This is a genomic window from Enterococcus rivorum (assembly GCF_001742285.1).
GTDB classification, from domain to species: Bacteria; Bacillota; Bacilli; order Lactobacillales; family Enterococcaceae; genus Enterococcus_L; species Enterococcus_L rivorum.
Window position 1 is genome coordinate 168,915 of record NZ_MIEK01000012.1, and the last position, 24,435, is coordinate 193,349.

General features: G+C 34.4%; 26 protein-coding genes. 5 read left to right on the forward strand and 21 right to left on the reverse strand.

The features are described from left to right. Positions 1–464: 464 nt before the first annotated feature. The 5 genes from BCR26_RS05745 to BCR26_RS05770 all read right to left on the reverse strand — a co-directional run bounded on the left by BCR26_RS05745 (position 465) and on the right by BCR26_RS05770 (position 6,968). Positions 465–1,427 carry an ABC transporter permease gene (locus BCR26_RS05745; RefSeq protein ID WP_069698016.1) on the reverse strand — a complete coding sequence of 321 codons (963 nt, stop codon included), beginning with the start codon at positions 1,425–1,427 and terminating at the stop codon, positions 465–467. Between the two features lies 1 nt (position 1,428). Then, on the reverse strand, positions 1,429–2,526 hold the full coding sequence (locus tag BCR26_RS05750; RefSeq protein ID WP_069698017.1) for an ABC transporter permease: 1,098 nt from the start codon (positions 2,524–2,526) through the stop codon (positions 1,429–1,431). Between the two features lies 1 nt (position 2,527). After that, positions 2,528–4,159, reverse strand: coding sequence for an ABC transporter ATP-binding protein (locus BCR26_RS05755; protein WP_379962695.1), 1,632 nt, complete (start codon positions 4,157–4,159; stop codon positions 2,528–2,530). 328 nt (positions 4,160–4,487) lie between these two features. Next, positions 4,488–5,546 (reverse strand): BMP family lipoprotein, encoded by a 1,059-nt coding sequence (locus BCR26_RS05765; protein WP_069698019.1) that lies wholly within the window; start codon positions 5,544–5,546, stop codon positions 4,488–4,490. Positions 5,547–5,753: 207 nt separating this feature from the next. Next, entirely contained in the window at positions 5,754–6,968 is a 1,215-nt protein-coding gene (locus BCR26_RS05770) for an ROK family protein (RefSeq protein WP_069698020.1), read from the reverse strand. Between the two features lie 229 nt (positions 6,969–7,197). Here BCR26_RS05770 and BCR26_RS05775 point away from each other — a divergent pair, with 229 nt between their 5' ends. Together BCR26_RS05775 and deoC are read left to right on the forward strand one after the other, a co-directional pair. Beyond that, on the forward strand, positions 7,198–8,013 hold the full coding sequence (locus tag BCR26_RS05775) for a purine-nucleoside phosphorylase (protein WP_069698021.1): 816 nt from the start codon (positions 7,198–7,200) through the stop codon (positions 8,011–8,013). A gap of 19 nt (positions 8,014–8,032) precedes the next feature. Next, a complete protein-coding gene (gene deoC, locus BCR26_RS05780) occupies positions 8,033–8,701 on the forward strand; it encodes a deoxyribose-phosphate aldolase (protein ID WP_069698022.1) in 669 nt (222 codons plus the stop codon). Positions 8,702–8,890: 189 nt separating this feature from the next. Here the strand turns inward: deoC and BCR26_RS05785 are convergent, their stop codons facing one another. The 5 genes from BCR26_RS05785 to BCR26_RS05800 all read right to left on the reverse strand — a co-directional run bounded on the left by BCR26_RS05785 (position 8,891) and on the right by BCR26_RS05800 (position 11,171). Further along, positions 8,891–9,250, reverse strand: coding sequence for a type II toxin-antitoxin system PemK/MazF family toxin (locus tag BCR26_RS05785; protein WP_069698023.1), 360 nt, complete (start codon positions 9,248–9,250; stop codon positions 8,891–8,893). Next, positions 9,244–9,519, reverse strand: coding sequence for an AbrB/MazE/SpoVT family DNA-binding domain-containing protein (locus tag BCR26_RS05790; RefSeq protein ID WP_084387038.1), 276 nt, complete (start codon positions 9,517–9,519; stop codon positions 9,244–9,246). Before BCR26_RS05790 ends, BCR26_RS05785 begins: the two co-directional genes overlap by 7 nt. Positions 9,520–9,687: 168 nt before the next feature. Further along, complete coding sequence (locus tag BCR26_RS18490) at positions 9,688–9,849, reverse strand: hypothetical protein (RefSeq protein WP_169818859.1); 162 nt, start codon at positions 9,847–9,849, stop codon at positions 9,688–9,690. Positions 9,850–9,887: 38 nt separating this feature from the next. Beyond that, complete coding sequence (locus BCR26_RS05795; protein WP_139124894.1) at positions 9,888–10,334, reverse strand: GNAT family N-acetyltransferase; 447 nt, start codon at positions 10,332–10,334, stop codon at positions 9,888–9,890. Positions 10,335–10,445: 111 nt separating this feature from the next. After that, the gene (locus tag BCR26_RS05800) at positions 10,446–11,171 is read right to left on the reverse strand and encodes a phosphotransferase family protein (protein ID WP_069698026.1); all 726 of its coding nucleotides are present in this window, start codon (positions 11,169–11,171) and stop codon (positions 10,446–10,448) included. A 157-nt stretch (positions 11,172–11,328) separates the two neighbouring features. On the opposite strand from BCR26_RS05800, the gene BCR26_RS05805 reads away from it, so the two are divergent. Next, positions 11,329–11,577 carry a hypothetical protein gene (locus tag BCR26_RS05805; RefSeq protein WP_084387039.1) on the forward strand — a complete coding sequence of 83 codons (249 nt, stop codon included), beginning with the start codon at positions 11,329–11,331 and terminating at the stop codon, positions 11,575–11,577. A gap of 134 nt (positions 11,578–11,711) precedes the next feature. On the opposite strand, the gene BCR26_RS05810 is transcribed toward BCR26_RS05805, so the two are convergent. Next, positions 11,712–12,659: a N(5)-(carboxyethyl)ornithine synthase gene (locus BCR26_RS05810; RefSeq protein WP_069698027.1), complete on the reverse strand. Its 948-nt coding sequence runs from the start codon at positions 12,657–12,659 to the stop codon at positions 11,712–11,714. Positions 12,660–13,051: 392 nt separating this feature from the next. Between BCR26_RS05810 and BCR26_RS05815 the strand changes: the two genes are divergently transcribed. Next, a complete protein-coding gene (locus tag BCR26_RS05815) occupies positions 13,052–13,771 on the forward strand; it encodes a GntR family transcriptional regulator (RefSeq protein WP_069698028.1) in 720 nt (239 codons plus the stop codon). A 44-nt stretch (positions 13,772–13,815) separates the two neighbouring features. Here BCR26_RS05815 and BCR26_RS05820 read toward each other — a convergent pair whose 3' ends face one another. The 10 genes from BCR26_RS05820 to BCR26_RS05865 all read right to left on the reverse strand — a co-directional run bounded on the left by BCR26_RS05820 (position 13,816) and on the right by BCR26_RS05865 (position 23,436). Next, a complete protein-coding gene (locus tag BCR26_RS05820) occupies positions 13,816–15,225 on the reverse strand; it encodes a glycoside hydrolase family 1 protein (RefSeq protein ID WP_069698029.1) in 1,410 nt (469 codons plus the stop codon). 174 nt (positions 15,226–15,399) lie between these two features. Continuing rightward, positions 15,400–16,158, reverse strand: coding sequence for an ABC transporter permease (locus BCR26_RS05825; protein ID WP_069698030.1), 759 nt, complete (start codon positions 16,156–16,158; stop codon positions 15,400–15,402). A gap of 2 nt (positions 16,159–16,160) precedes the next feature. Then, a complete protein-coding gene (locus tag BCR26_RS05830) occupies positions 16,161–16,805 on the reverse strand; it encodes an ABC transporter ATP-binding protein (protein WP_069698031.1) in 645 nt (214 codons plus the stop codon). 529 nt (positions 16,806–17,334) lie between these two features. Continuing rightward, positions 17,335–18,192: a VOC family protein gene (locus tag BCR26_RS05835; protein WP_245341793.1), complete on the reverse strand. Its 858-nt coding sequence runs from the start codon at positions 18,190–18,192 to the stop codon at positions 17,335–17,337. A 19-nt stretch (positions 18,193–18,211) separates the two neighbouring features. Then, positions 18,212–18,808 (reverse strand): nitroreductase family protein, encoded by a 597-nt coding sequence (locus BCR26_RS05840; RefSeq protein WP_069698033.1) that lies wholly within the window; start codon positions 18,806–18,808, stop codon positions 18,212–18,214. Between the two features lie 186 nt (positions 18,809–18,994). Continuing rightward, positions 18,995–19,594 carry a nitroreductase family protein gene (locus BCR26_RS05845; RefSeq protein ID WP_069698105.1) on the reverse strand — a complete coding sequence of 200 codons (600 nt, stop codon included), beginning with the start codon at positions 19,592–19,594 and terminating at the stop codon, positions 18,995–18,997. A 169-nt stretch (positions 19,595–19,763) separates the two neighbouring features. After that, complete coding sequence (locus BCR26_RS05850; protein ID WP_069698034.1) at positions 19,764–20,711, reverse strand: NADP-dependent oxidoreductase; 948 nt, start codon at positions 20,709–20,711, stop codon at positions 19,764–19,766. Between the two features lie 150 nt (positions 20,712–20,861). Then, complete coding sequence (locus BCR26_RS05855) at positions 20,862–21,335, reverse strand: glutathione peroxidase (protein ID WP_069698035.1); 474 nt, start codon at positions 21,333–21,335, stop codon at positions 20,862–20,864. A gap of 139 nt (positions 21,336–21,474) precedes the next feature. Beyond that, a complete protein-coding gene (locus BCR26_RS05860; protein WP_069698036.1) occupies positions 21,475–22,755 on the reverse strand; it encodes an ABC transporter permease in 1,281 nt (426 codons plus the stop codon). Further along, on the reverse strand, positions 22,756–23,436 hold the full coding sequence (locus BCR26_RS05865) for an ABC transporter ATP-binding protein (protein ID WP_069698037.1): 681 nt from the start codon (positions 23,434–23,436) through the stop codon (positions 22,756–22,758). A gap of 477 nt (positions 23,437–23,913) precedes the next feature. On the opposite strand from BCR26_RS05865, the gene BCR26_RS05870 reads away from it, so the two are divergent. Next, a complete protein-coding gene (locus tag BCR26_RS05870; protein WP_245676918.1) occupies positions 23,914–24,411 on the forward strand; it encodes a DUF4303 domain-containing protein in 498 nt (165 codons plus the stop codon). Positions 24,412–24,435 lie beyond the last annotated feature (24 nt).

A 24,435-nucleotide genomic window follows, 5' to 3' on the forward strand; every position in this document is an offset into this window, starting at 1 on the left:
TAATGGTTATCAGTTGTCGCAACTGATAACCATTATCAATACAAACCTTTTCAAATAAACAATAAACATAAAAAAGACCCTCCAAACGCTTTTAATATTAATTATAAACTGAGAAAGTTTTTTTAAGTTAAATAAAAAAAGAGGATGAGACAAAACTAAAAATCAGTTTTGTTTCATCTTCTAAATCGAAATAAACGGTGGTCAAAAGTCTGGCTCTTCGGAAATTTCCCGAAAATCACTCAATCCATAAAATGTATGGTGCGCTTTGCGGTCCAATTTCTCGCCCCAAAGCGACTGCTGTCTCAACCTTTTATCCATTATGGCCCTTCTAACATTTTTTCGTTTTTTTGCTAATAAGTAGATAGTTCATTATTCCTAAAAGAAATAGACTAAAGAAAACATTTCTCACTCTAAAGAAAAAATATATTTTCCCTTCATTTATTTCCTTTTTTCTTAAAAAATTGCTATTTTGATTTCACATAAGTATATCCATTAGCCGCTGGTCCTTGAGATTTACCAATAAATAGGACTAATACTAAAATCGTTAATACATATGGCGATATTTGAAGCCAAACAGCATCAATGTTTTTAATAATAGGAACGTAGCTCCCAATCACACTTAAACTTTGAGCAAATCCAAAGAAAATGGCTGCCCCCATTGCCCCTAATGGATTCCACTTACCAAAAATCATGGCTGCCATAGCAATAAATCCTTGTCCAGCAATCGTTGAAATTGAGAAGTTTAACGAAATTGATTGTGCTGCAACTGCTCCTCCAACACCACCTAAAATACCAGAAATCAAGACACCTGCATATTTCATTAAATAGACATTAATTCCTAATGTATCAGCAGCTTGTGGATTTTCTCCTACTGAACGTAAACGCAAGCCAAAACGAGTATTGTAAATGACATACCAACAGACTGCCGCAACCCCTATCGCTACAAAAGCCGGCGCTGAAGTACTCTCAAAAAAGATTGAGCCAATGATCGGAATTTTACTAAATATTGGAACATCAATTTTTCCAAAACTATGTTTAATATAATCCGTTTGTCCTTTTTCTTCATAAAGAATCCTTGTTAAAAAAATTGCTAACGCTGGAGCCATCATATTAAGAACTGTTCCACTAACGATATGATTTGCTCGAAGTGTAATGGTTGCTACAGCATGAATCAACGAAAATAAGCACCCCACTAAACCACCAATTAACAAGCCCAACCAAGGTGTTGCACTTCCAAATACATCTCCATATGATAAATTAAACACAATTGAACTGAAGGCACCAATTACCATCGTTCCCTCAAGTCCTACATTAATTGTTCCACTTCTCTCAGAGAAAGTGCCACCTAATGCAGTAAAAATTAACGGCGCAGAATAAATTAACGCTGAAGACATTACAATTGCAAAAATTGAGATAAACCCATTCATACTAGCCAGCCTCCCCTTCTCGTGCATTTACTTTTGGCTGAAGGATTGCTTTCTTCTTTCTTTTTTCCAGTAAATCTAGGATATGTCTAATTAAATAACTCGCTCCCACAAAGAAAATAATTGATGCAATCACAATATCCACAACTTCTGTTGGAACTCCTGAGGCCATTGGCATACTCACTCCGCCAACTTTTAATGCCCCAAAAAGAATGCCTGATAACAATATTCCCAATGGCTGCCCATTTCCTAAAAGTGCAACAGCCATTCCATCAAATCCAGTTCCAGGTAAACTACTCATAACGAAGATGTTCTGAAAGTTCCCTAAACCTTCCATTGCCCCACCTAAGCCAGCTAAACCACCAGAAATTAACATTGCTAAAATAATATTTTTCTTCGCACTCATTCCTGCATATTCTGCTGCAAAAGGATTCAATCCAACCGAACGAAGCTCAAAACCAACGATCGTTTTTTTCATTAAAATCCAACTAACAATACACATTAAAAGAGCAATCACAATGCCCATATGGATCGTTGAATAGTCCGTCATCGTAGTTAATGCTTCTGACCTTAAACTAGCGTTCTCACTAATTTTTTTAGTTGTATCATCAGATTTTGTCAAAACATTTCGAATAATATGATTGGTCAAATAAAGGGCTGAGTAGTTCAACATGATTGTGACAATCACTTCACTAGTTCCAAAATAAGCACGCAGGGCTCCTGCAATTCCAGCCCATAAAGCACCTAGTAAAATTCCTGCTAATACACATAAGGGAATTAGGATAAAACTCGGTAATGTTGGAAACATCAATGCCATCATGACCGAACCTAGCCAGCCAATTACTAATTGGCCAGCTACGCCAATATTAAAGAAACCAGCACTCTTAGCAACTGAAAATCCTAACGCTACTAAAATTAAAGGTGTTGCTTGTCTTAAGGTTTCTCCAAAGTAGAAAACACTGCCCAGAGATCCTTGAAGTAAAGCAGTATACCCTTCAATTGGATTGTATGAAAAAGCCAACATAATAATTCCGCCTAAAATTAGACCAAGTAATACTGAAATTATGGGGATGACTGCTCCTTTTAGTTTTTCATTTTTCATTTTACTCGCCTCCCACTGACACTGCAGCTTTCTGTTTCTGCTTCTCTTCCTCCATTTGTAAAACCCGATTTGCCATAATTGATTCCATCGTTGCACCAGCCATCAACAAACCTAATTCTTGCTGTGTCGTTTCTTCCGGTTTAACCACCCCGGCAATTTGTCCATCATGCATCACTGCAATCCGATCAGAAACATTTAGTATTTCATCTAGTTCAAAACTAATCAGCAACACAGCTTTGCCACAATCTCTTTGATCAATCAAACGTTTATGAATATACTCAATCGCACCTACATCCAGTCCTCTTGTTGGCTGAGCTACAATCAATAAATCTGGATTACGATCAATTTCTCTAGCAATAATCGCTTTTTGTTGATTTCCTCCTGATAAAGATTTGACTGGGACGAGTTCATCCACTGTTCTTACATCGAACTCCTCTATTAACTCCCTAGCGTGCTGATTAATGATTTCATAGTTTAAAAAACCATGTTTACTGAGGGGCTTTTTGTAATAAGTTTGTAGTCCTATGTTTTCAGCGACAGAAAGTGGTAAAATCAATCCATATTTGTGACGGTCTTCTGGCACATGCCCTACCTTTGATTCTGTGATTTGTCGAGGTTTCTTATTACTAATTTCTTCCCCATTTAGCTTAATCGAACCTTTTTCAATTTTGGTTAAGCCTGTTAACGCTTGAATTAATTCACTCTGCCCATTTCCATCAATACCTGCAATCCCAACAACTTCACCTGCTCGAACGGTTAAGCTTAAGTTTTTTACAGCGTCTAAGCCACGATTTTCTTTGACATACAACTCATTTACTTCCAAAATGACTTCTTTTGGCTCTGCAGCCTTCTTATCCGTTTTAAAGGAAACAGCACGTCCCACCATCATATCAGCTAATTCTTGTTGACTAACATCGGCAACTGCAACTGTATCAATACTTTTCCCTCTACGAATAACCGTACAATGATCAGCAACTGCTTTTATTTCATCTAATTTATGCGTAATAAGTATGATTGACTTGCCTTCTTTAGTTAAGGTCTTCATGATTACAATCAGTTCATCAATTTCTTGCGGTGTTAATACCGCAGTCGGCTCATCAAAAATAAGGATATCTGCACCACGATATAAAGTTTTAAGAATTTCTACTCGTTGCTGCATACCTATAGTGATATCCACTACTTTGGCATCGACCTTTACATCTAAGCCATATTTTTTTGACAGCTCTGTAATTGTTTTAGTCGCTTCTTTTTTATTTATTCCTATCGCTTGCATTGGCTCAGAACCTAATATTATATTTTCACTAACGGTAAAATCTTGGATTAACATAAAATGTTGATGAACCATCCCAATACCTAGGTTATTCGCAATTGTAGGATTAGCAATGGTTACTTTTTCCCCATTAATCTTAATGGTTCCGGAAGTTGGTTCCAGTAAACCAGATAGAATATTCATAAGGGTTGATTTTCCCGCACCGTTTTCTCCAAGCAAAGCATGAATTTCTCCACGCTCTACTTTTAAATTAATCCCATCATTCGCTCTAAACTCACCAAACTGTTTCACAATATCAATCATCTCAATGGATATGGGCTGTTTGTTCAAAATAGTTCCCCTTTCTAACTTTAGTAAAGTCATCTAAGAAACTCTACTTCCTTGTCCTCACTATCTTCCCAAGATGCTCTGGGAAGATTTCCCCCACTTTTTATTCGCTCATTTTCCAATTTTATCAAATGAATCATAAAGCATTGTATAAAAACAGGGGTACTACTAGTAGTTGGTGTCCGTATCCGTGCTAAGAATCCAAGCTTCAAACTTGGGCTTACTACTGATTTAGCCCAAGTTTGAAGCTTGGAAGCTCTGAGACCTGACCTTTGGACTCAGAGCGGTTCCACGGCTTTTTGCTGACATCAACTATTAGTAGTGGAGCGGATATAGTTTCCTAGTTCACTCTTAGTAATGAAACTTATTTTAATTCTGAAGGTTTTTCAACCACTTTTAATTTTCCGTCAGCAATCTCTTGTTTATATTTTTTAATGCTTTCTTTAGTTTTCTCTCCTAATTGACCTTCAGAAAGATCAACGCCAGCTTCTTTTAAGCCAAAGACTAATTTTTCTCCACCAGGGAATTTATTTTCTAATGCCTTATCTGAGATGTCGATTACTGCTTTACCTACACCTTTTATCGTAGAAGTTAATGTTACATTCTCACCATCGATTTCACCTTCAGCTGATTGATCTCTATCAACACCAATGACCCAAATTTCTTTACTTTTATCTCGTTTTTTAATATCTTTTGCTTCTGAGAACACACCATTTCCAGAGTTGCCTGCTGCTTGATAAATAATATCCACTCCATCGTTATACATTGCTGCTGCTTGAGATTTAGCTTTTGCCGGATCACCAAATGAACCAACATATTGGACATCTACTTTGATATCAGGATTGACGGTGGCAACTCCTTGTCTAAATCCAGCTTCAAAACGGTCAATTACTTCCCCATTTTGTCCACCAATAAAACCAACATGTTCTGCTTTTGTTGTTTCAGCCGCTGCAATTCCAGCTAAGAAGGCTGCTTCATTGTCTTTGAATACCACCGAAGCAACATTATCTAAATCATCAATGACTGCATCAACGATAACGAAATTCACATTTTTCTTTTGAGAAGCAACATCTTCTACAGCATTTCTTACTTTATGCCCAATTCCAAAAACTGTTTTAAAACCATTTCCTGCTGCGATATTTAAATTTGTTACGTATTCTGAATCCGATTTAGATTGTAAATAATTGTACCCTTTAGGACCTTTCTTCAAATCGTGTTTTTTGCCCCATTCTTGAAGACCTTCCCAAGCTGATTGATTAAATGATTTATCATCTACCCCACCGATATCCGTTACGATTGCTACCGTGTTTGTTCCTGTACTGCTAGACTCTTTTTCTTTCCCTTTTCCGCCACCACAAGCTGTTAATACGAGTGTGGCACACGCTCCAATAAAAATTGCTTTCATAAATGTTTTCTTCTTCATCCTTAGTCCCTCCATTAAGGTGCTTCATCTTTTTTATTGTAACCGAAAAAAGAAACCGCTTACTAATATAACCGAGTATACCGTCAAAAAACGCAAAAGTAAACAACTTTTTTTCATTTTGAAAAAAAGAATAAAAAAAATAAGAGTAAAGCTTTTTAAAAAGTCACGCTTTACTCTTACTTAATATTCTCAAATTTACATATTTCCTTAAAAAATTGTTTCCCCAATTTCTAAATCTAGAACCATACATCCTGCACCTTGAGCAACTGTATTGAATGAAGAAGATGCAGACTTTATTTCGTATTTAATTTCTGTAAAATACTCTAATCGCTCTTGAACGACTTCTTTTACTTTTGTAACAACAATTGATCTAGATCCCAGTGTTCCACCAATAATCACTGTTTTTGGTCTTAGTTGTAATATTAAGTTGCTTAACCCAATCCCCAAATAATAAGAAGCTCGATCCACAACATCCAAACAGAGCTGATCTTGCTCTTCAATTCCTTGTAAAATATGATAATAGTTGATGTCATCTATACTCTCAAATGCTTCTGTTAATGAGCTAGAATAACCCATTTTAACTCGCTTAATAATTTCTGTTCTGATCGCTGGTAGACTACTTATCGTATCTAAGCAACCATACATTCCGCAAAAACATTTTTCCCCTTGCAAATCAACTGTCATATGGCCAAAACTTTCTGTCATTTCACTATTTTTATATAGCATATGTCCATTAATCATTGATGCTGAGCGAATAATTAAATCATTGGCAACAAAAAGTAAATTTTCTTCTTCATTCCAGTAATTTTTACGATATTCAACTAATGCTGCTAAATTCGTTGCTGAATGAACCACTACCGGTAAACCTAACTTTTCTGCCAGCTGACCTTGAATATCGATGTCGCTCCATTCTTTAAAGGCTGAATATTCCCTTTTCTTAATCCGACCAGTAGAATCATCTATTCGAGTTAATATCCCAATTCCTACTCCTACTAGCTGATTTCTTTGTAACTCATTGGACGCTAAAAGCTGTTGGATGCTCTGAATGATAAATTCAAAAACAATTTCTGGTATAAATACCTCTCCCATCTTCAACTTTCGCTCTTCTAAAATATTAAGTTCTAAATCCATTAGTAAAACAGTTGTATATAAATTACTCAATTCAATCCCTATCAAATAGGCTTTTCTTGGATTAATACTATATAGTTTTGGCTTTCTTCCACCACTTGAAACACCGACACCACTCTCTTGAATCAACTGATACTGAAGTAATTCTTCAATGAGTCTAACACACGTAGCGTGCTTAAGATCCATTAATTCTTTGATACGACTGATGTCCACTTGTTTATATCTACGGATTAATCGATAGAGTTGTTTTAACCGTTCTATTCTGTCACTTTGAACTTCTTCAAAAAAGGTCATACTTTTCTCCCTCCTTACACACTAGCTTCACCTTCCTTATTCTACCAGAAGAAGCCATAAAATATTAAAAATAATCTATTTTTCTTTTTTTAGCTTGTTGTTACTTCTCTTATTAATTTAACATAAATAAAACTAACTTTTTTTCAAATTAAAAAAAAGTGGTTTACTTTTTATGATTTATCCTTTACACTTCATCTGAGAAATAAAAATATTTTGAGGAGGTTTTTTTGTGTTAAAAAAACAAATTGACGATGCAGTATCTTTTATTCAATCAAAAACAACAACAATTCCTAAAATTGGAATTATTTTAGGCTCTGGCTTAGGTCCACTAGCTGAACAAATTGAACAAGCAACAAGTATCCCCTATGAAGAGGTTCCCCATTTTGCTAAATCAAGAGCTGTTGGACACGCGAATGAGTTAGTTATTGGTAACCTATCTGGCACAACAGTGGTTGCAATGAAAGGTCGTTTCCACTATTACGAAGGGTTTACCACGCAAGAAGTCACGTTTCCAGTCCATGTAATGAAAGCATTAGGTATTGAAAAACTAATTGTCACTAATGCTTGTGGGGCAGTCAATACCGATTTCTCTCCTGGTGATTTAATGTTGATTTCAGATCATATAAACTTAACGGGAAATAATCCTTTCTTCGGCCCAAATGATGATACTTTAGGACCACGTTTTACCGATTTATCAAATGTTTATAGCAAAAGAATGCAAGATATCGCTTATCAAGTTGCCGAAAAGAACAATTTTTCGTTACAAAAAGGGGTTTATGCTTGGTGGACTGGTCCGGCCTATGAAACACCTGCCGAAATAAAAATGATTCGCATTATAGGAGCAGACGCAGTTGGTATGTCTACCGTTCCTGAAGCCATGGTCGCTGCTTACTACGGGATTGAAACTCTTGGAATTTCTTGCCTAACTAACATGGCTTGTGGTATTTTAGACCAGCCTTTAAATCATAAAGAAGTAATTGAAGTAGCAAACTTGGTAAAAGAAAAATTCAGCATTCTTGTCAAAGAAATTATCAATAAAGTCTAATCCAATAGGAGGGAAAAAAATGTCAATAAACAAGTATTTTGACCATACTTTATTAAAACCAAACGCAACTAGAAATGATATTGATACATTAATTAACGAAGCTGTTAAATATGATTTCATGTCAATTTGTATCAATCCTTACTGGGTTTCATATGCTTCTGAAAAACTAGCCCATTCGGATGTAAAAGTATGCACAGTCATTGGTTTTCCATTAGGTGCCTCAACAACCGAAATGAAAGCAGCAGAAACTAAACAAGCTGTTAATGATGGTGCCAATGAAGTAGATATGGTTATCAATATTGGGCTTCTAAAAGAAAAAGAATACGACTTAGTGAAAAAAGAAATTGCTGTCGTTGTTGACAGTGCAGGCATTAAAACAATCGTAAAAGTCATCATTGAAACCTGTCTTTTAACAGATGAGGAAAAAGAAATTGCTTGCCAGCTAGCTAAAGAAGCCGGTGCTGATTTCGTTAAAACTTCTACGGGTTTCTCTACCGGTGGAGCTACAGCGACTGATATTGCGTTAATGAGAAAAACAGTTGGTCCTACGATGGGGGTAAAAGCTTCTGGAGGAGTAAAATCTCGTGAAGATGTCGATGTGATGATTAAAGCAGGTGCAACTAGAATTGGAACTAGTTCTGGAATTTTAATTGTTGAAAATCAGTCTGTTAATGAAAAAGAGTATTAATCATTCTAAAAATGAAAGTAACTCTGATAAGCGATGAAACCATCACTTATCAGAGTTACTTTTTTATTCTTTATAGCGTCAACTGTAAAATCATCTATTTTTTTAGCAATAGAAAATACGTCTTCAGAAATTTTTTTACTAACATCTATAGCAATAGCATCCTACAACAACAGGTCCTTAATTTTCATATTAGCAAATACTATTCTTTTCAAAAATAACTTTTACTTTCATTAGAAGTTCTTCAGTAAAGGCTTCTGGAAAAGTTTCTAAATAACAGCAATTTCGATCATTATAATCGATGGTTACTAGTTGATCCAATAGCACTTTTCCAGTTGTTTTCAAGCCGCCTTCTTTCGGAATTTTTATATATAATGGATATTCTCTTTTGGTCGTTGAAATGGGAGCAAACACAGCAATATTAGCTGTATCCGATATTATTTTGTGGCTTAAACAGACAAAAGGTCTTTGTCCTTGTTGCTCATGTCCTTTTTTAGGAGCCAAATTAATCAGTATAATATCACCTTGTAAGGGTGTTCTCACTCTTACCATTTTTCATTTCCTCTAGCCTCACCTAAATTTTGAATTTCAGTAGTAAAACTCTCACCATTATATTCGCTAAACAATTCCGCAACAGTTAATTCATTTGGTTCACTTGCCTCTATCGGTAAAATTTTAGTTAAAATAATTCTGTTTTTTTCATCGACTTCGACTGTAAATTCATCCTCTAAATGGATGTCTATTTGTTTTGCAACGGAATTAGGGATTCGCATTGCTTTGCTATTGCCCCAGCTTTTTACCCGTAAATGCTCTTTTAACATGATATCGCTCCTTCTTTCTTCCATTATTGTAGATACATTGTATCACAAATGACAAATGGCGTATACTCTTAATGATGCAATACTGGAAGATGACTTATTCTAAGCCAACGATTGTCCTTCTTCCTAAAATTTTTAAATCATCCAAGAGTTGCTCTACACTTCAACTTCTTATTCTTCAAAATCCTGCTCATTTTGAATTGCGATACCAATCGTTGTTTCCTGATCATTCGTTAATTTCTCGATCGCTTCTGTTAAACTTTCTGATTCAAAATACCCTTGTTCATAGTAAAATTTTAATAGCGTACCTAGCTGACTGATTGGTATCTCCATTTTATTTGCTCCTTCATAATCTATTTTTTTATTCCAACTTATTTTACTTTAAGCGTCATTTTTGACATCTCTTCATAGTAAAGTATGTCACCGCTACCAGTCACAAGAGAACAGCTTTTTGTCACCTTATAGCCTCGTTTTATGTACATTTTTTTACCAGGTAGCGACGAATCCAGTGATGCAAACTCATACTTTCTAAAAATTTGCTTTTCACCAAACTCCATCAAAAAAGAACCTATCCCTTGCTTCTGATAATCAGGCAACACAAATAAACGCCCAATTTGATTGTTGTTAATTGTTATTGTCCCTGCGCACTTTTGCTTCTCTTCAATAATATATACTTTTTCATAAGAAATATCTTCAGCAATTCTTTCTCTACTATGATAATTCAGAAAAAAAGCAACTGTTCCTTTTGGATAGTATTCTGGATATATTTGCTGAATTGTTTCTCTTGTATTCTGAAAGACAGTTTCTAATTTAGTCATGTCCGCTAAACTAATTTTCAAATTCCCTCTCCTTTCCATACTTTTTTGGCTTTTGTTTAGAAAGAATCTAGTTTCATTACATCAATTGCAAGGCTTCCTTTTTCATTACGTCTAAGTGTTCAAATTAGAAATACGATCGATTTCCCGTAAATAAAAATCTTTATGTCCTTCTTTTTCCATTTTTATAAAAGCTAAGTTGCCCTTTTCGATTTCAGTATCAAATAAGTTTACTAATGATTGGATTCTTTCACTCACAATTGGATAAAAATTGGTCACTTTTTCATAATTATAATAGTTTAAAAACAGTTCAATTAACTCATCATAACTAGGTTCTAGAGTTGGATCGATCAGAATAAAACGATACATCACATAAGCAAGATCCCATTCTCTTGGAGCGGGACAAATCGTATCAAAGTCAATAATTCCCACAGCCTTATAGTCATTAAAAGTAATATTATATGGAGCAAAATCATTGTGACAAATAACATCTTTTTCTAAGAAACCTTCGTAGTTTAAATAGAAAAGATCTTCTTCTAATCGTTCAAATTGCTCTGATAAATGATGAAATTTTTTCAATAATTTTGCTGAACTTTTAATCATTTCCATTTTATGTTCATAGGAAATTTGGGACAGCTCAGTATGAATTGTTTCTCCCTCAACATAACTTAATGTTATTTCCTTCGTATCATGACGAATGTAGTAAGGAGTAAAATCACTTTTTTCTTCTAAGTATTTTAAAAATCGCTTGATGGTAAAAATGTTGAACGGTCTAGTTTTAGAAATATATGCTCCTTGTTTTCTAACCGTCCCCATATTTCCTTTTTCAAACAGCTCCATTATTACACCTCCATCGACTATTCAATCATTATTTTTCAATTGATTTTAGCTTTTCTATTTATTCATCCATTCTATATCATTCCTCCTTTTTTTAAATAGGTTAAGCGACTATGCTATACTATTTGTAATGAATAACATTTTATAGAAGGGATTGATAATGATGAATAATGTAGAAAAAAAAGAAATCACTGCGACTATTTTAGAATATGATACCGTGGCACCAGAAGTGATGCAAATCAACAATTCTAAGTGGGCTATTATGACTTACACCGTGGACGGAAAAGTTTATATTTCTAAAAATAAAATTCAAGTTCCCATGAGAGCCTCTGTAAATGATACACTTACAATCAAATATAATGTCAAAGATCCTACTCAAATTTACACAAAACACTTATTTGTTCTATAAAAGAATCTCTTATTTCTCAAATTTATCTAAAAAAATTCAGCTACTAAAAGAAAAATCTTTTGAGTAACTGAATTTTATCTTATTAGGAAATCCTTCTTTGCAGATTTCCATCACTTTTTATTTCTTCCCTATTTTTATAATGATTCGTGATTCCTTTTTCCAGTTATCATTGCCTGATCCAAAATACTATTTGGTTTATTTTCAATTAAATCGTCCAAATACTTACTGATCTCTTCAGATATTATTTCTGTCGCTTCTTTATAAAAAATACTAGGGGTGTGGTCTACAACATAATGGGTTACTCCATCTAAAACATAGGTTGGCCTTTCCAGTGTCGTCGGGATGGAGGTTTCAATTGCTCCCGCCTCGTCACAACTTATATCAATAATCATTGCACCGGTCTTCATTTTCATTAAATCTTCACGATAGACAATATGATCCTTCCGCTTTTTATCCCACAGAATGGCGTTCACAACAACATCATAATCTGATAGCTCTCGCCTTAATAGTGCTTCTTGCTGTCGATTATAAATAACAGTTTCTGCTCCTAAATCAGTCAAAATTTCGATTGCTCCTTGAGCAACATTCCCTCTCCCAATAACCGCAACTTTCGAATGCTTTGGTAACTTTCCAAAATTTTGAAAAGCATTCAAAATAGCCGCTTCTCCTGCCAAATAATTATTTTTCCAAAGACAATGACGAGAATCCTCCATTAAATCTGCCCATTCATAGGCAATTACTTTATGGGCTATTAAGGATTGTTTTCTCGGACTTCCCTCTCCAGCATGAATCCAGCCGAAAATAATCTGATTTTCTTTAAGATGATCTAAATAGGTTGCATCACCAATTTTAGGTTCACAAATAATTTCTTTTTCTAATATTTCTTTTCTTGTAACCATTTGGCAACCTAGTTCAACATACTTTTCATCAGGTATATTTAAAATATTCCCATATCCTTTTTCAAAAAAGAGACACTCTGTATTTCGAAGTTTTAATATATCTTTTGGAAGCAAAGCTCGCCGTTTTTCATTTTCTTTTTCTCCAATTATAAACCCCATATTTCTTTTAAATTGTTTCATCATTTGATTACTTCCTTTCTAAATTAGAATAATACGGTAGAAACAGTTAACAATACATTTTAGACGTTACCCCCAGTCTAACAGGATTTTATGAGAATCTGGCTACAAAAAAAATAAGCAAAAAGGCATGTACTTTTATTTCTTAGATTTTTCTATTCTTCTTTAAAGATCGATGAGTCAATAAATTTTGCATTAACACAGATTGTTCAATCTATTCAAAGGCTCTTCATCCGTTGTATTCAAGTCTCAGAACTATCGCTAATTGATAAAAAGTATACCGTTAACTGATTTTATTTTCCAGATCATAAAGTTTTCCTCAAATAGGTGATTCATTTTTCCAAACAATTTGTCTATACATAAGAAATCAGATACAATATTATCAGGAGGTGTTTACAATGAAACCTAAATATGAAGAAATTGCAGATATTTTACGTGAACGAATTAAATCTGAAATATATATGACAGATACTTTATTACCTAATCAAACAGATCTCGTAACAGAGTTCGGTGCTAGTCGAATGACCGTCAAGAAAGCAATAGGTATCTTAGCAATGGAAGGCCTTGTTTATTCACAAAGAGGTTCTGGAACAAAAATATTGAATCGCTCTTTTTGGGATAAAGAGACTTCCCCTGCCAATGAATACGGTGGTTTAAGTAAGCAAATGAATGACCGCCACCAAAATTTAGAAAGTAAAGCAATTTTATTTGAAGTAGAATTTCCTGATAAACAAGTACAGGAAAGATTGATGATTAAACCAGAACAACCCGTCTACAAGATCATTCGGCTAAGAATTTTAGAAACGAAGCCTTTTATTTTAGAGCATACTTATATGCCTTGTGGATTAGTTCCTGGTTTAACAACTGAAATTTTAGAACAATCTATTTATACTTATATCAAAGAAACCCTAAATCTTCACTTCGCTGGTGCTTATCGTAATATACAAGCGGCAAAGTCAGATACATATGATCAAGAATACTTAAATTGTGCAGTAGATGATCCTGTTCTAGAAGTAGAGCAAGTTGTTTATCTTAAAGATGGACAACCTATCGAATACTCTAGAAGTAGAAATCGTTATGATCAACGTGGATATTCTATCTTAAATGTTGATTTGTAAACAAAAAAGAAATGAGCTTTCTGAAGCAGCTCATTTCTTTTTTGTTATTTTTTATTTCGTTCAGGCAACGAATTGTTTTCAGCAACCGTTTTAAACCAATGACCAGATTTTTTGATTGTTTTGATTTGTGTATGAATATTTGTAGAGATAAAACCATATCTATTTTTATAAGCATTCGCCCATGACCAACAATCAATAGGTGTCCACAAGTGATAGCCAAAACAATTGGATCCTTCTTCAATCCCTTGATGCAACCAGTCTAAATGTTCATGGATGAAGTCGATTCTGTAATCATCTTCAATAACTCCTTCAGTATTTAAGAAGCGTTCTTCTCTTGAAACGCCCATACCATTCTCAGACACAAACCAAGGAATATTTTCATAATTATCACGAATGTTAATGGCAATATCGTATAAAGCTTTAGGGTAAATTTCCCAGCCACGATCTAAATTCATCCGTCTCCCAGGCATTTCGTAAGAGTCATAATAACGGTTAGGCATCCAGTCTCCCACACTATTTGGAGCGATATCTGGTTTTTTAATGCGGCTTGGATGATAAAAGTTTACCCCCAAAACATCAATCGTATTTTCCTTAATAATCGCTAACTCTTCTGGTGTACTTTCCCAAATAACACCATCCTCTGTAAGTAAATCCACTAGCTCTGATGGAAATTCTCCATGGACTGCTGTGTCTAAAAACATCCGATTATTAAATAGTTCAGCAATCTTAGCTGCTTGCAAGTCATCCTGACTATCAGAGGCTGCATAAGTTGGCGTTAGATTCAAAATAATTCCAATTCTACCGCCATTATTTTGTAGTCCCATTTCTCTAAATGCTTGGATCGCTTTAGCAGAAGCTAAATTTAAGTTGTAAGATACTTGAACAGCTTTTTTTCCATCTACTACTTTTGGGTAGTGAAATTCGAATAGATATTGTGCCTGTACAACTACGATTGGCTCATTATGGGTAAACCAGTCTTTTACACGGTCACCAAATAATTCAAAACATTTTTTAGCGAACAAGACATAATAATCCACCACTTCCTTTGATTCCCAACCACCATATTTATGATATAGTTCTGCTGGTAAATCAAAATGGTGCAAATTTATCACAGGACGAATTCCAGCTTCTAAAAAAGCATCAATCACATCATTATAAAAACGAACGCCATCGGGATCTACTGTTCCAGTTTCAAAATCATCCATCAATCGAGTCCATTGAATGGATGTTCGTACACTATTTAGACCGATTTCTTTCATCAAAGCAATATCTTCTTTAAAGCTATTATAAAAATTTGATGTTACATCTGGCCCTACTTGATCATAAAAATCCTCTGGTTCAATCTCGTACCAATAATCAAATACATTCGCATGTTTTTTATTAAATCGTCCTTCGCTTTGTGGACCAGATGTAGCTGCACCCCACCAAAAATCTTTACTAAACTTTTTTACCATGATTTTCCCTACCTTTTCGATTTAAGTATCTTATTTTGACTAGTTTCTTTCTTCGTCTCTATTATAAAACGCGGTTTTATAAATGTCTATACTTTACTATTATAAATACATACTTTTTAAAAGTGGATTAAAATTTCTTAATGTTTTTCTAAAATGAATTTTTTTACTTAGGACTTAAATTATCAATTGCTTCCGTTCGTTGTAATAACTCTTATAGGCTAAATAGGTTGCTATCACTGAGCCAATACTTGTAGCAGACAAGAGCATAAACGTAACCATAATTTGATACTTAATAGCATGAACTGGATCAACCCCGGCAAAAATCAATCCCGACATCATCCCTGGTAAACTAACAATACCTACTGTTTTGGCTGAATCAATGGTTGGTGCCATCCCAGTTTTAACACTTTCTCTTAAAATGGGTAAAGAAGCTAATTTAACATCTGCTCCCAAAGCTAATTTTTCCAACACCGCTTGCCTTTGGTCATGAAATAATCGGTCCAAGCTTCGATAACACAATCCTATTGCAATCATAGAATTACTGGCAATCATTCCACTAATGGGAACAATTTGCGAGGGAATAAAGCGAATCGCTCCCGAAAGAACTAACACGCCAATGGTTACACCTGTGCTACAGGCAATAGCTACTAAAGAAATCAAAAAATCTTGTTGTAACTGTTTGCTCCTTTTTTTAGCATTTAATGAAGCGTTCACAACAATAATACCGGTCATAGCTAGTGTTAAAAAGACGTTATTCACTTGAAAAACATAGTTTAGTAAATAACCAACAAGTACCAATTGCACAATCGCTCGTGCAACACTAACAATAATATCCTTTGTAAAACCTAACTTTTCTTTGTAGCTAATTAGTAAAGCAACAATCACCAAAATACTAGCAAATGCCAATGATAAATTATTTACTGCTAAATTCATCCTTAACTCTCCAATCTTCCAGCAACAATCTGTCTAATTTCTTTTGATTGAGCAATTTCTTCACTGTCATGTGTTACTCGGATTAAGGTTACATTTTGTTCATGATTTAATCCCACTAGCCATTGATTTACAATCCCTTTACTTTCTTCATCTAAACCAGCTGTGACTTCATCTAATAAGAGAACTTCCGGTAAAAATAGAACATTACGAATAAGTGCTACTCGTTGTTTTTCACCCCCAGATAGCTCCGTAATTTTTTTATCAAGATACTCTTCTGGTAATTTTAATTGTTTCAGCAAGTTAACTGCATGACTTTTTTCAAACTCTTTTTTTCTGATTGTATATGGCAATAAAAAATTATCCTTCACTGTTTCTCCAAATAGTGAAGGCTGCTGGAAACAATAAGAAACCTTTTTTCGATAGTCTTCAGGCATCAGTTCATCAATATTTTGGTCATGAAACAAAATTTTTCCTTTTGTAGGAGTTAATAGTGAAGCTAATAATTTTAATAATGTGCTTTTCCCTCCACCAGATGGGCCTGTGATTGTAACATGGCTACCTTCCATAATTTCTAAAGTAATGTCCTCAATGATCGTTTGTTCCTTTAACTTATACGAAATATTTTCTGCAATTAAAAATTTCCCCAAATAACTCACTCCTTTTTTCCTGATGGTCCGATGTCCATTATCTCTAACGAGTGAAACTCGCAAGAATAAGTGGCACTCCTTTTTCTTATGGGTCCGATGTCCGCTATTCCTAACTCGCTCTGCTCGAAGGATAGTGGCTCTCCTTTTTCTGATGGGTCCGATGTCCATTATCTCTAACGAGTGAAACTCGCAAGAATAAGTGGCACTCCTTTTTCTTATAGGTCCGATGTCCGCTATTCCTAACTCGCTTTGCTCGAAGGATAGAGGCACTCCTTTTTCTTATAGGTCCGATGTCCGCTATTCCTAACTCGCTCTGCTCGAAGGATAGAGGCTCTCCTTTTTCTTGGTGGTCCGATGTCCATTATTTTTACTGCAGCTTGGCTTTCTGGAATAGGGGGTTTTCTTTTTATCTTTGAAAGAGTTCCTTAGTTCCTTTTATGATATCACAGAATGAAAACGAAAGAAGTTAATACGCTATGTAAAAAAACAGGCAACCTCATTTATAAGATAAGGTCACCTGTTTGGTAGTTTATTTTTTTGCTGTAAAAATAGCAGTTATTCCATTTGGATCTTCAATTTCTAATCTGTTTTCTGTTTCTATTTTATAGGCAATTGCTAGAAGATCTAAGTGAGCTTTAAAATTAACATAGGCATTTTTATCAGGCAATTCAAAAACATAAGCATCAATCCCTAATTGATTTTTATCCATTTTAGGTAGTTTTCTTCCTGCCCAAGTATTTGCTCCAATATGATGATGATAATCCCCAGCAGCAAAAAACTTAGCTTGCTTTCCAAAATTTGCTTTTAAAGAGAAACCTAAATCTTTAAAAAATCGATCACTTGCTTCTAAATCAGAGACTTGGAAATGAACGTGTCCTATTTTAGTCCCCTCTGGAAACCCTGACCAATGACCATCAGCAGTTGCCATGATTCCTTCACTATCTAGTTCCTCAACTACACCAATAATATCTCCATTTGAACGTATATCCCACTCTTCAATGGGTCTATCGCGATAGATTTCAATCCCATTCCCTTCAGGATCTGAAAGATACAACGCCTCACTATACCCATGTTCTCCAGCACCAATCTCAATCTTGTTCTGAAGAAGCCATAAAAGAGAATTGCCTAAATCTTTACGTGTTGGCAATAGAAAAGCAATGTGATATAGCCCTGCCGTCTTCATTTTGTTAATAGGACGCTCTATTTTATTCAAAATTAAAAGGGGAATAGTTGATTCTTTAATCCCTAAAAAAGCTAGGTTATCCGTTTGTTTTATTAAACTGAGTCCAATAATTGTGGTATAAAAAGAAACCATTTCGGCTAAATTTTCAACTTTTAACGTAATTTCTTTCAACTCTAAATCACTTGGTAAACGGTATGTCATCATATTCCCCCTTCTCAATTTACTAATTAAACTCTAAAAAGCGAGCCTCATTTTCCATGTATTCTTTTTCTCCAGCTGGAGCTTCGATAGAACCGAAGTTTAATTGAGCTCTTAATTTCCACTGGCTAGGGATATTCCATTCTTTCGCAACCGCTTCATCAATGACTGGGTTGTAATGCTGTAAATTGGCCCCAATATTTTGTTCAGCCAATGCAGTCCAAACGTTTGCTTGTGTCAATCCACTCGCTTGTTCAGACCAAACCGGAAAATTATCTGCATATAAAGGGAATTGATCTTGTAAGTTCTTAACGATATCAGTATCTTCAAAAAATAGAATTGTTCCTTTACCAGCGGCAAAACTGGCTAATTTTTGTTTCGTTCCTTCAAAAGCATCTGGAGGCGTTAGTGGTTGCAAAAGATCCGCTGTCATCTGCCATAATTTTTTGTATGACTCTCCTGTTAAAATAACCACTCGCTGTGTCTGTGAATTAAAAGCAGTTGGGCTTTCTCTCACAATTTCTTTTACTAATTCTGAAATTTCTTCTGTTGTTTGAGTTAAATTATCTCCTAAAGCATAGATGGAACGACGTTTTTTTAAAGTAGTTAAAAATTCTGACATAATAAATTCCTCTTTTCATTTTTTATGATGATTACAAGGTTAGTATATCAACTTACAAAAAGTAAGTAAAGAATAATGCTTATTTTTTGTAAGTTAAAAAAAAATGAAGCTAAAACCGCGTTTTTTTGCGGTTTCAACTTCATTTTTCAAACGATTTAGTTCATGAAAACAAATGACGATTTTAGTTTATCTCCAAAAAGTAATATCTGACGCAGGCAATCGATAAGAAGGATAGCCTTCTTCATCTGCTTTTCCGATCGAAAGAATCATGACTGGATAATAACGTTTTTCATCTATATCAAGGGTTTCAGCTATTTTTTCTTTGTCAAATCCACCAATTGGATTTGTGTCATAGCCATATGCACGAGCAACTAGCATTAAATTCATTGCAACTAGTGCACTATCAATGACAGCCATTTCTTTTTTTGCTTCTAAAGGAAGCTGTTCAAACATCGGACTTAGCATTTCTAATTGTTTTTCTTTGACCTCTTTTGGCATTAAGTTTAATTCAACCGCTGATCCGTAAATTTTTTCTGCGTAATCAAAGCTTTCTAAATCTCCGAAAATGGCAATCATTGCTGAAGAAGTATCATTTTGAAGCTTATTAAATTTTACAATAGGTTCCAATGACTGCTTTCCTGCTTCACTATCTACGATAACAAACCGCCAAGGCTGCATGTTGACAGATGACGGTGCTTTTACAGCCTCATTGATAATCTCTTCCATTTCTGTTCGATCGATTTTTACAGCAGTATCATATTTACGGATGGATCTTCTTTTTGACATAATTGTCGAAAATTCATTTTCTCTATATTTTTTCACTCATTATTCACTCTTCTCTATTTCATTTTTAAATTTTTTAGAATGAAGGGAAAATATATCATTTACTCTTTTTCTTGTAAAGTAAATTGTTTGTGAAAAAAAGATTAAAGAGGTTTCTATCACTTTTTAACATTTATTTTGTCATGCTAATGACAATCTTACCTAGTGCATGGTGTGTTTCACTTAAAGCATGTGCCTCATAAATCCCTTGTCTAGAAAAAGGAAAAACAGCTCCTATGATTGAACGAATTTTCTTTGCTTCAAGTAAATTTGCCATCTTTTTCAATTGATTACCATCAGGTTTTAACCAAATTCCTTTGACGACTACATTTTTCTCGATAGCTACATTTTCTGTTTCTGGAGTAATTCCTACGATAGAAATTAAGCGTCCAGTTTCTGCTTTCAATACTGAAATACTTTCTTCTTGAATTGCACCACCCATTGTATCAAAAACTAAATCGATGTTATTCAAAACATCTTTAAAATTCGTTGTGTGGTAATCAATCACTTCGTCTGCGCCTAATTTTTCTAAAAGGTCATGATTTTTTTCACTTGCAGTTGTTATTACATAAGCTCCAGCATTTTTTGCCAATTGGATTGCATAGGTTCCTACACCGCCAGCTCCTGCGTGAATCAAAACTTTTTCGCCAGCCTTAAGCTGTCCGTGATCGAAAAGAGCTTGCCAGGCAGTCAAGCCTGCTAAAGGAACTGCTGCTGCTTCATCAAAAGTTATATTTTCAGGAATACTCGCTAATAAATGATCGTCTACAATCGTCTTTTCAGCATAAGTACCAAATCTTGTTGTTTCTGGACGAGCAAAAACGCGATCTCCCACATTCCAAAAGGTAACTTGACTGCCAACCTCCTCAATCACACCTGCAACATCCCAGCCTAAAACAATTGGAAAAGACCAGTCAAACATTTGCTTTAAGTAGCCTTCTCTAAGTTTCCAATCAATCGGATTAATCGAAGTCGCTTTTACTTTTATTAAAACTTGGTGTTCTTTCAGTTCAGGTAATATCACTTCTTGTTCTTCTAATTCATCTTTGGTTCCATATTGATTAATCACAATTGCTTTCATCTGATTAACGCCCCTTTTTCATAATTTTGAATACGGCCAAAGTATAGTCTTTTAAAAAAAATACAGCAACTAATATGCACTTTTCTTGAAATAAAAAACTGTTAGGAAAGACATTCATAACTTTCCTAACAGTTCTCCTTTTACTCATTTTTATAGGTATTTTTTTATATCCTCTTCAATATCTTTTGGTTCAACTGTTGGTGCATATCTCTTAACAACATTTCCTGTTTTATCCACTAAAAATTTAGTAAAGTTCCATTTAATTTTACTGCCAAGCATCCCCCCACGTTCCTGTTTCAAAAAAGTATAGAGAGGATCTTCATTTTCACCATTTACATCAATCTTAGAAAACGTTTGGAAACTTGTTTGGTAGGTCAATTGGCAAAAACCACTGATTTCTTCATCCGTTCCAGGCGCTTGGTGTCCAAATTGATTGCAAGGAAAATCTAAAATTTCTAACCCTTTTGTTTGGTATTCTTGGTATAATTTTTCTAGCCCTTCATATTGAGGTGTAAAGCCACAGCCTGTCGCTGTATTAACAATCAACAGTACCTTCCCTTGATATTCTTTCATGGAAACCATTTTTCCACCGATTGCTTTTATTTCATAATCGTAAATGCTCATTCTACCGTCTCCTTTTATAAGTCGCTGTTTTAATTATAATAGAGAGTTAGATCTTTTTAGTCAAGAGATTGAGAAATCGAAGATAAAAAACAACCAAAACTATTGCTAGTTCTGGTCGTTTTTTCCTGTTTAAGTATTTCTATTCGTAACGTAATGAATCAATCGGGTCTAACTTAGCCGCACGTCGAGCTGGCAAGGTTCCTGCAAGGAAGGCAATTCCCATAATAATTAGAACAATGATTCCTGAAGAAACCGGTGAAAACTGTAGTAACGTAAAGCCAGTCAAGGCATCTAAAAATGAATCCGCAGCAATTTTATTGATAATTGATCCTGCACCCATCGCTCCTAAGATACCGAGAACTGATCCAAAGAAACCAATTAGCACTGCTTCAATACTGAAAATAGTGAAGATTTTAAAACTACTTAAGCCCATCGCTTTCATTAAACCTATTTCTCTGGTTCGTTCTTGAACAGACATGAATAGAGTATTGATGATACCAAAACTAGCTGCCAATAAAGCAATCGCTCCAAACATTGTTAGAACTCCTGTAATTGCGTTAATAACATTCCGAAGCATCCCAATTTCATCATCAATCGTTGATGCCTCATAGCCGATTTTATCTAAATCTTCTTTAACCTTATTCATTTGTTCTTTAGTAGTGCCTTCATCTGTTTCAGCAATTACCATTGAATATTGATTCTTCATATTTTCTGGCAGGCCCTGTTGATTGATTTCAACTAATTGATTAAGTAAGGTATTATTCATTAAAGACATACCCCCTTGTATTAAACTAGCATTACGAACACCAACAATTTTTGCTTCTACAACTTTTTGTTCCCCTTCTATTGAGGAAGTCGCAAGTTTAACAGTTTTGCCAAGAGAATCTTTACTAGACTTATAACCGAGAGTCTTCACAAATTCTGGGGCTAAAATGATTTCATTTTCTGTACTATTTTGATCTAATTTATTTCCTGTTTCTAAATCAATATTCATAGAGCCTACTGTTCCCATTGCACTAATTATATATTTTTTTGCATTTTCTCCTTCTATATAATCTATACTAGCTGATTTCATTGGCTCCACTTTATTAATTTTATCCACTTTTTTAATTTTTTCAAAATCCTTATCATTTAACATTTCAAAGTCTTGCATAGTACTTGTTTTCTTCTCAGGATCATATTCAGCAGGTTCATTCTTTGAACCCATTCCTGTTTCCATTTTCGGTTGTACAAATAGTTGATTTTCTCCTCCGACACTACCAACTTGCTTATCAATATAATCATTAACTCCATTGTTAACACCTGTCGTTAAGGATATGGTAAATGCCCCAATAAAAATTGCGACAATTGTTAAAATTGTGCGTCCTTTATTTCTCATTAAGTTTGAACTTGCTGATTTCAAAATATCACTAAATTTCATCTACTCGCCCCCCGCTACAATATTGCCATCTTTGATATAAATTTGACGACTACAGCGTGCCGCCAGTTCTTCATCATGAGTGACAATAATTAAAGTAATGCCCTGCTCTTTGTTCAAATTAAAGAGTAGTTCCTCAATTTTTTCACCAGTTGTTGAATCCAAGTTTCCTGTAGGCTCATCCGCAAAAATAATTTTGGGATTATTTACTAATGCTCTAGCAATACATACTCGCTGTTTTTGTCCACCAGATAAATCGTTGGCTTTATTTTTACTTTTATCCTCTAATTCGACAGCTTTCAGAGCTTTCATTGCCATTTCTTTTCTTTGGCTATTAGAAATTCCAGCAATTTTTAATGGTAGTAAGACATTATTTAAAACAGTATCTTTTGTATTCATAAAAAATTGTTGGAAGACAAAACCAAATGTTTCATTACGTAATCGGTTTAGTTCTTTTTTTCCAATTTTATTTGTGTTTTGATTTTTTAAAATAATTTCTCCTGAAGTTGGTTTGTCTAATAGTGCTAAGATGTGCATTAGTGTAGACTTACCTGAACCACTTTTTCCAACAATTGCAACAGATTCCCCTTCTTCTATTTTCAGATTCACACCTTTTAAAGCGTCAAACCGTGCTTCCCCATGACCATAACTCTTTTTTAAATTTACTGCTTCAATAACAGACATTTTAACCCTCCATCAATCCCTAGTTTTCGATGAGCATTTCTTTTACATATTCATTCCTCTTTTTCCCTGTCCTCATCCTCCTTTCATTTTGAAGGATTGTTATATAATTGTCATGGTACTATAGACCTATTTTTAGATGTACTATGGTCCTATAGACTTTTAAAGGTAAAAAGGGGAGAAAGTCATTGTTTTTAATTAATTAGTTTATATAATCGAAGGTTATATAAAAAAGCCTATGAATTCATTTTTCATAGGCATAAATATGGGAAGAAAAAGAAAATCTTACTTTATGGTCATTTAAAGAGGAGCGGTGTCAATAATGAGATTGTTGATTTTATCAATTCGTTGACTGAAAAAAATTCTGCAAAATTGTTAATAACAATAAAAAAAGCTAGTATCAAATATTTTTTATAACTTATTAAAAATAACTAAACTATGGTACACTGAGTTAAATCGATTTAAGAGGAGACTGAATTTGTGATACAGCAATTTTTAGAGAATAAACAAGAAGAATTTCATAAACAGCTAAATGATGGCATCAGTGAGTTTTTATTGGAGCAGATGGATGAGACGTTTTATGCCTTTGCATTAGATTGCAATATATATGAGCAAGGAGAAATAAATTTTTGTTTTAATACCATAGATGAATGGGAAAAAACAAAAATTCGTTATGGAGAATATAATGAGGAAGAATTATTGGAAACGAAATACAACTCTGGTGATTGGGAAAAATATCAAGGGTTTGAAACGATTTATTTATTTGATGATTGGGTAGAAGAGGAAGAGGATATTGAATACTGCCTAAATTGGTTGTGTGAACAAATGATTCTATTTTTAGATACTTCAATTTTTCAAGCTATCCCAAAGACAGAAGATTTCAAAATTTTAGTGTACGATCATGATACGGATGTTACTAGCTCTCAGGAACGATTTGAAGATTTTTCAGATATAGAGTTATTTAAAATTAAATCATAAAACAGAAGAGATCCTACATAAATT

What these genes read in the sequence shown, in the direction of transcription:
- BCR26_RS05745 (WP_069698016.1), bottom strand. Translation starts at nt 1,427, where the DNA reads ATGAATGGGTTTATCTCAATTTTTGCAATTGTAATGTCTTCAGCGTTA.
- BCR26_RS05750 (WP_069698017.1), bottom strand. Translation starts at nt 2,526, where the DNA reads ATGAAAAATGAAAAACTAAAAGGAGCAGTCATCCCCATAATTTCAGTA.
- BCR26_RS05755 (WP_379962695.1), bottom strand. Translation starts at nt 4,159, where the DNA reads ATGACTTTACTAAAGTTAGAAAGGGGAACTATTTTGAACAAACAGCCC.
- BCR26_RS05765 (WP_069698019.1), bottom strand. Translation starts at nt 5,546, where the DNA reads ATGAAGAAGAAAACATTTATGAAAGCAATTTTTATTGGAGCGTGTGCC.
- BCR26_RS05770 (WP_069698020.1), bottom strand. Translation starts at nt 6,968, where the DNA reads ATGACCTTTTTTGAAGAAGTTCAAAGTGACAGAATAGAACGGTTAAAA.
- deoC (WP_069698022.1), top strand. Translation starts at nt 8,033, where the DNA reads ATGTCAATAAACAAGTATTTTGACCATACTTTATTAAAACCAAACGCA.
- BCR26_RS05785 (WP_069698023.1), bottom strand. Translation starts at nt 9,250, where the DNA reads ATGGTAAGAGTGAGAACACCCTTACAAGGTGATATTATACTGATTAAT.
- BCR26_RS05790 (WP_084387038.1), bottom strand. Translation starts at nt 9,519, where the DNA reads ATGTTAAAAGAGCATTTACGGGTAAAAAGCTGGGGCAATAGCAAAGCA.
- BCR26_RS18490 (WP_169818859.1), bottom strand. Translation starts at nt 9,849, where the DNA reads ATGGAGATACCAATCAGTCAGCTAGGTACGCTATTAAAATTTTACTAT.
- BCR26_RS05795 (WP_139124894.1), bottom strand. Translation starts at nt 10,334, where the DNA reads ATGACTAAATTAGAAACTGTCTTTCAGAATACAAGAGAAACAATTCAG.
- BCR26_RS05800 (WP_069698026.1), bottom strand. Translation starts at nt 11,171, where the DNA reads ATGGAGCTGTTTGAAAAAGGAAATATGGGGACGGTTAGAAAACAAGGA.
- BCR26_RS05805 (WP_084387039.1), top strand. Translation starts at nt 11,329, where the DNA reads ATGATGAATAATGTAGAAAAAAAAGAAATCACTGCGACTATTTTAGAA.
- BCR26_RS05810 (WP_069698027.1), bottom strand. Translation starts at nt 12,659, where the DNA reads ATGATGAAACAATTTAAAAGAAATATGGGGTTTATAATTGGAGAAAAA.
- BCR26_RS05815 (WP_069698028.1), top strand. Translation starts at nt 13,052, where the DNA reads ATGAAACCTAAATATGAAGAAATTGCAGATATTTTACGTGAACGAATT.
- BCR26_RS05820 (WP_069698029.1), bottom strand. Translation starts at nt 15,225, where the DNA reads ATGGTAAAAAAGTTTAGTAAAGATTTTTGGTGGGGTGCAGCTACATCT.
- BCR26_RS05825 (WP_069698030.1), bottom strand. Translation starts at nt 16,158, where the DNA reads ATGAATTTAGCAGTAAATAATTTATCATTGGCATTTGCTAGTATTTTG.
- BCR26_RS05835 (WP_245341793.1), bottom strand. Translation starts at nt 18,192, where the DNA reads ATGATGACATACCGTTTACCAAGTGATTTAGAGTTGAAAGAAATTACG.
- BCR26_RS05840 (WP_069698033.1), bottom strand. Translation starts at nt 18,808, where the DNA reads ATGTCAGAATTTTTAACTACTTTAAAAAAACGTCGTTCCATCTATGCT.
- BCR26_RS05845 (WP_069698105.1), bottom strand. Translation starts at nt 19,594, where the DNA reads ATGTCAAAAAGAAGATCCATCCGTAAATATGATACTGCTGTAAAAATC.
- BCR26_RS05850 (WP_069698034.1), bottom strand. Translation starts at nt 20,711, where the DNA reads ATGAAAGCAATTGTGATTAATCAATATGGAACCAAAGATGAATTAGAA.
- BCR26_RS05855 (WP_069698035.1), bottom strand. Translation starts at nt 21,335, where the DNA reads ATGAGCATTTACGATTATGAAATAAAAGCAATCGGTGGAAAAATGGTT.
- BCR26_RS05860 (WP_069698036.1), bottom strand. Translation starts at nt 22,755, where the DNA reads ATGAAATTTAGTGATATTTTGAAATCAGCAAGTTCAAACTTAATGAGA.
- BCR26_RS05865 (WP_069698037.1), bottom strand. Translation starts at nt 23,436, where the DNA reads ATGTCTGTTATTGAAGCAGTAAATTTAAAAAAGAGTTATGGTCATGGG.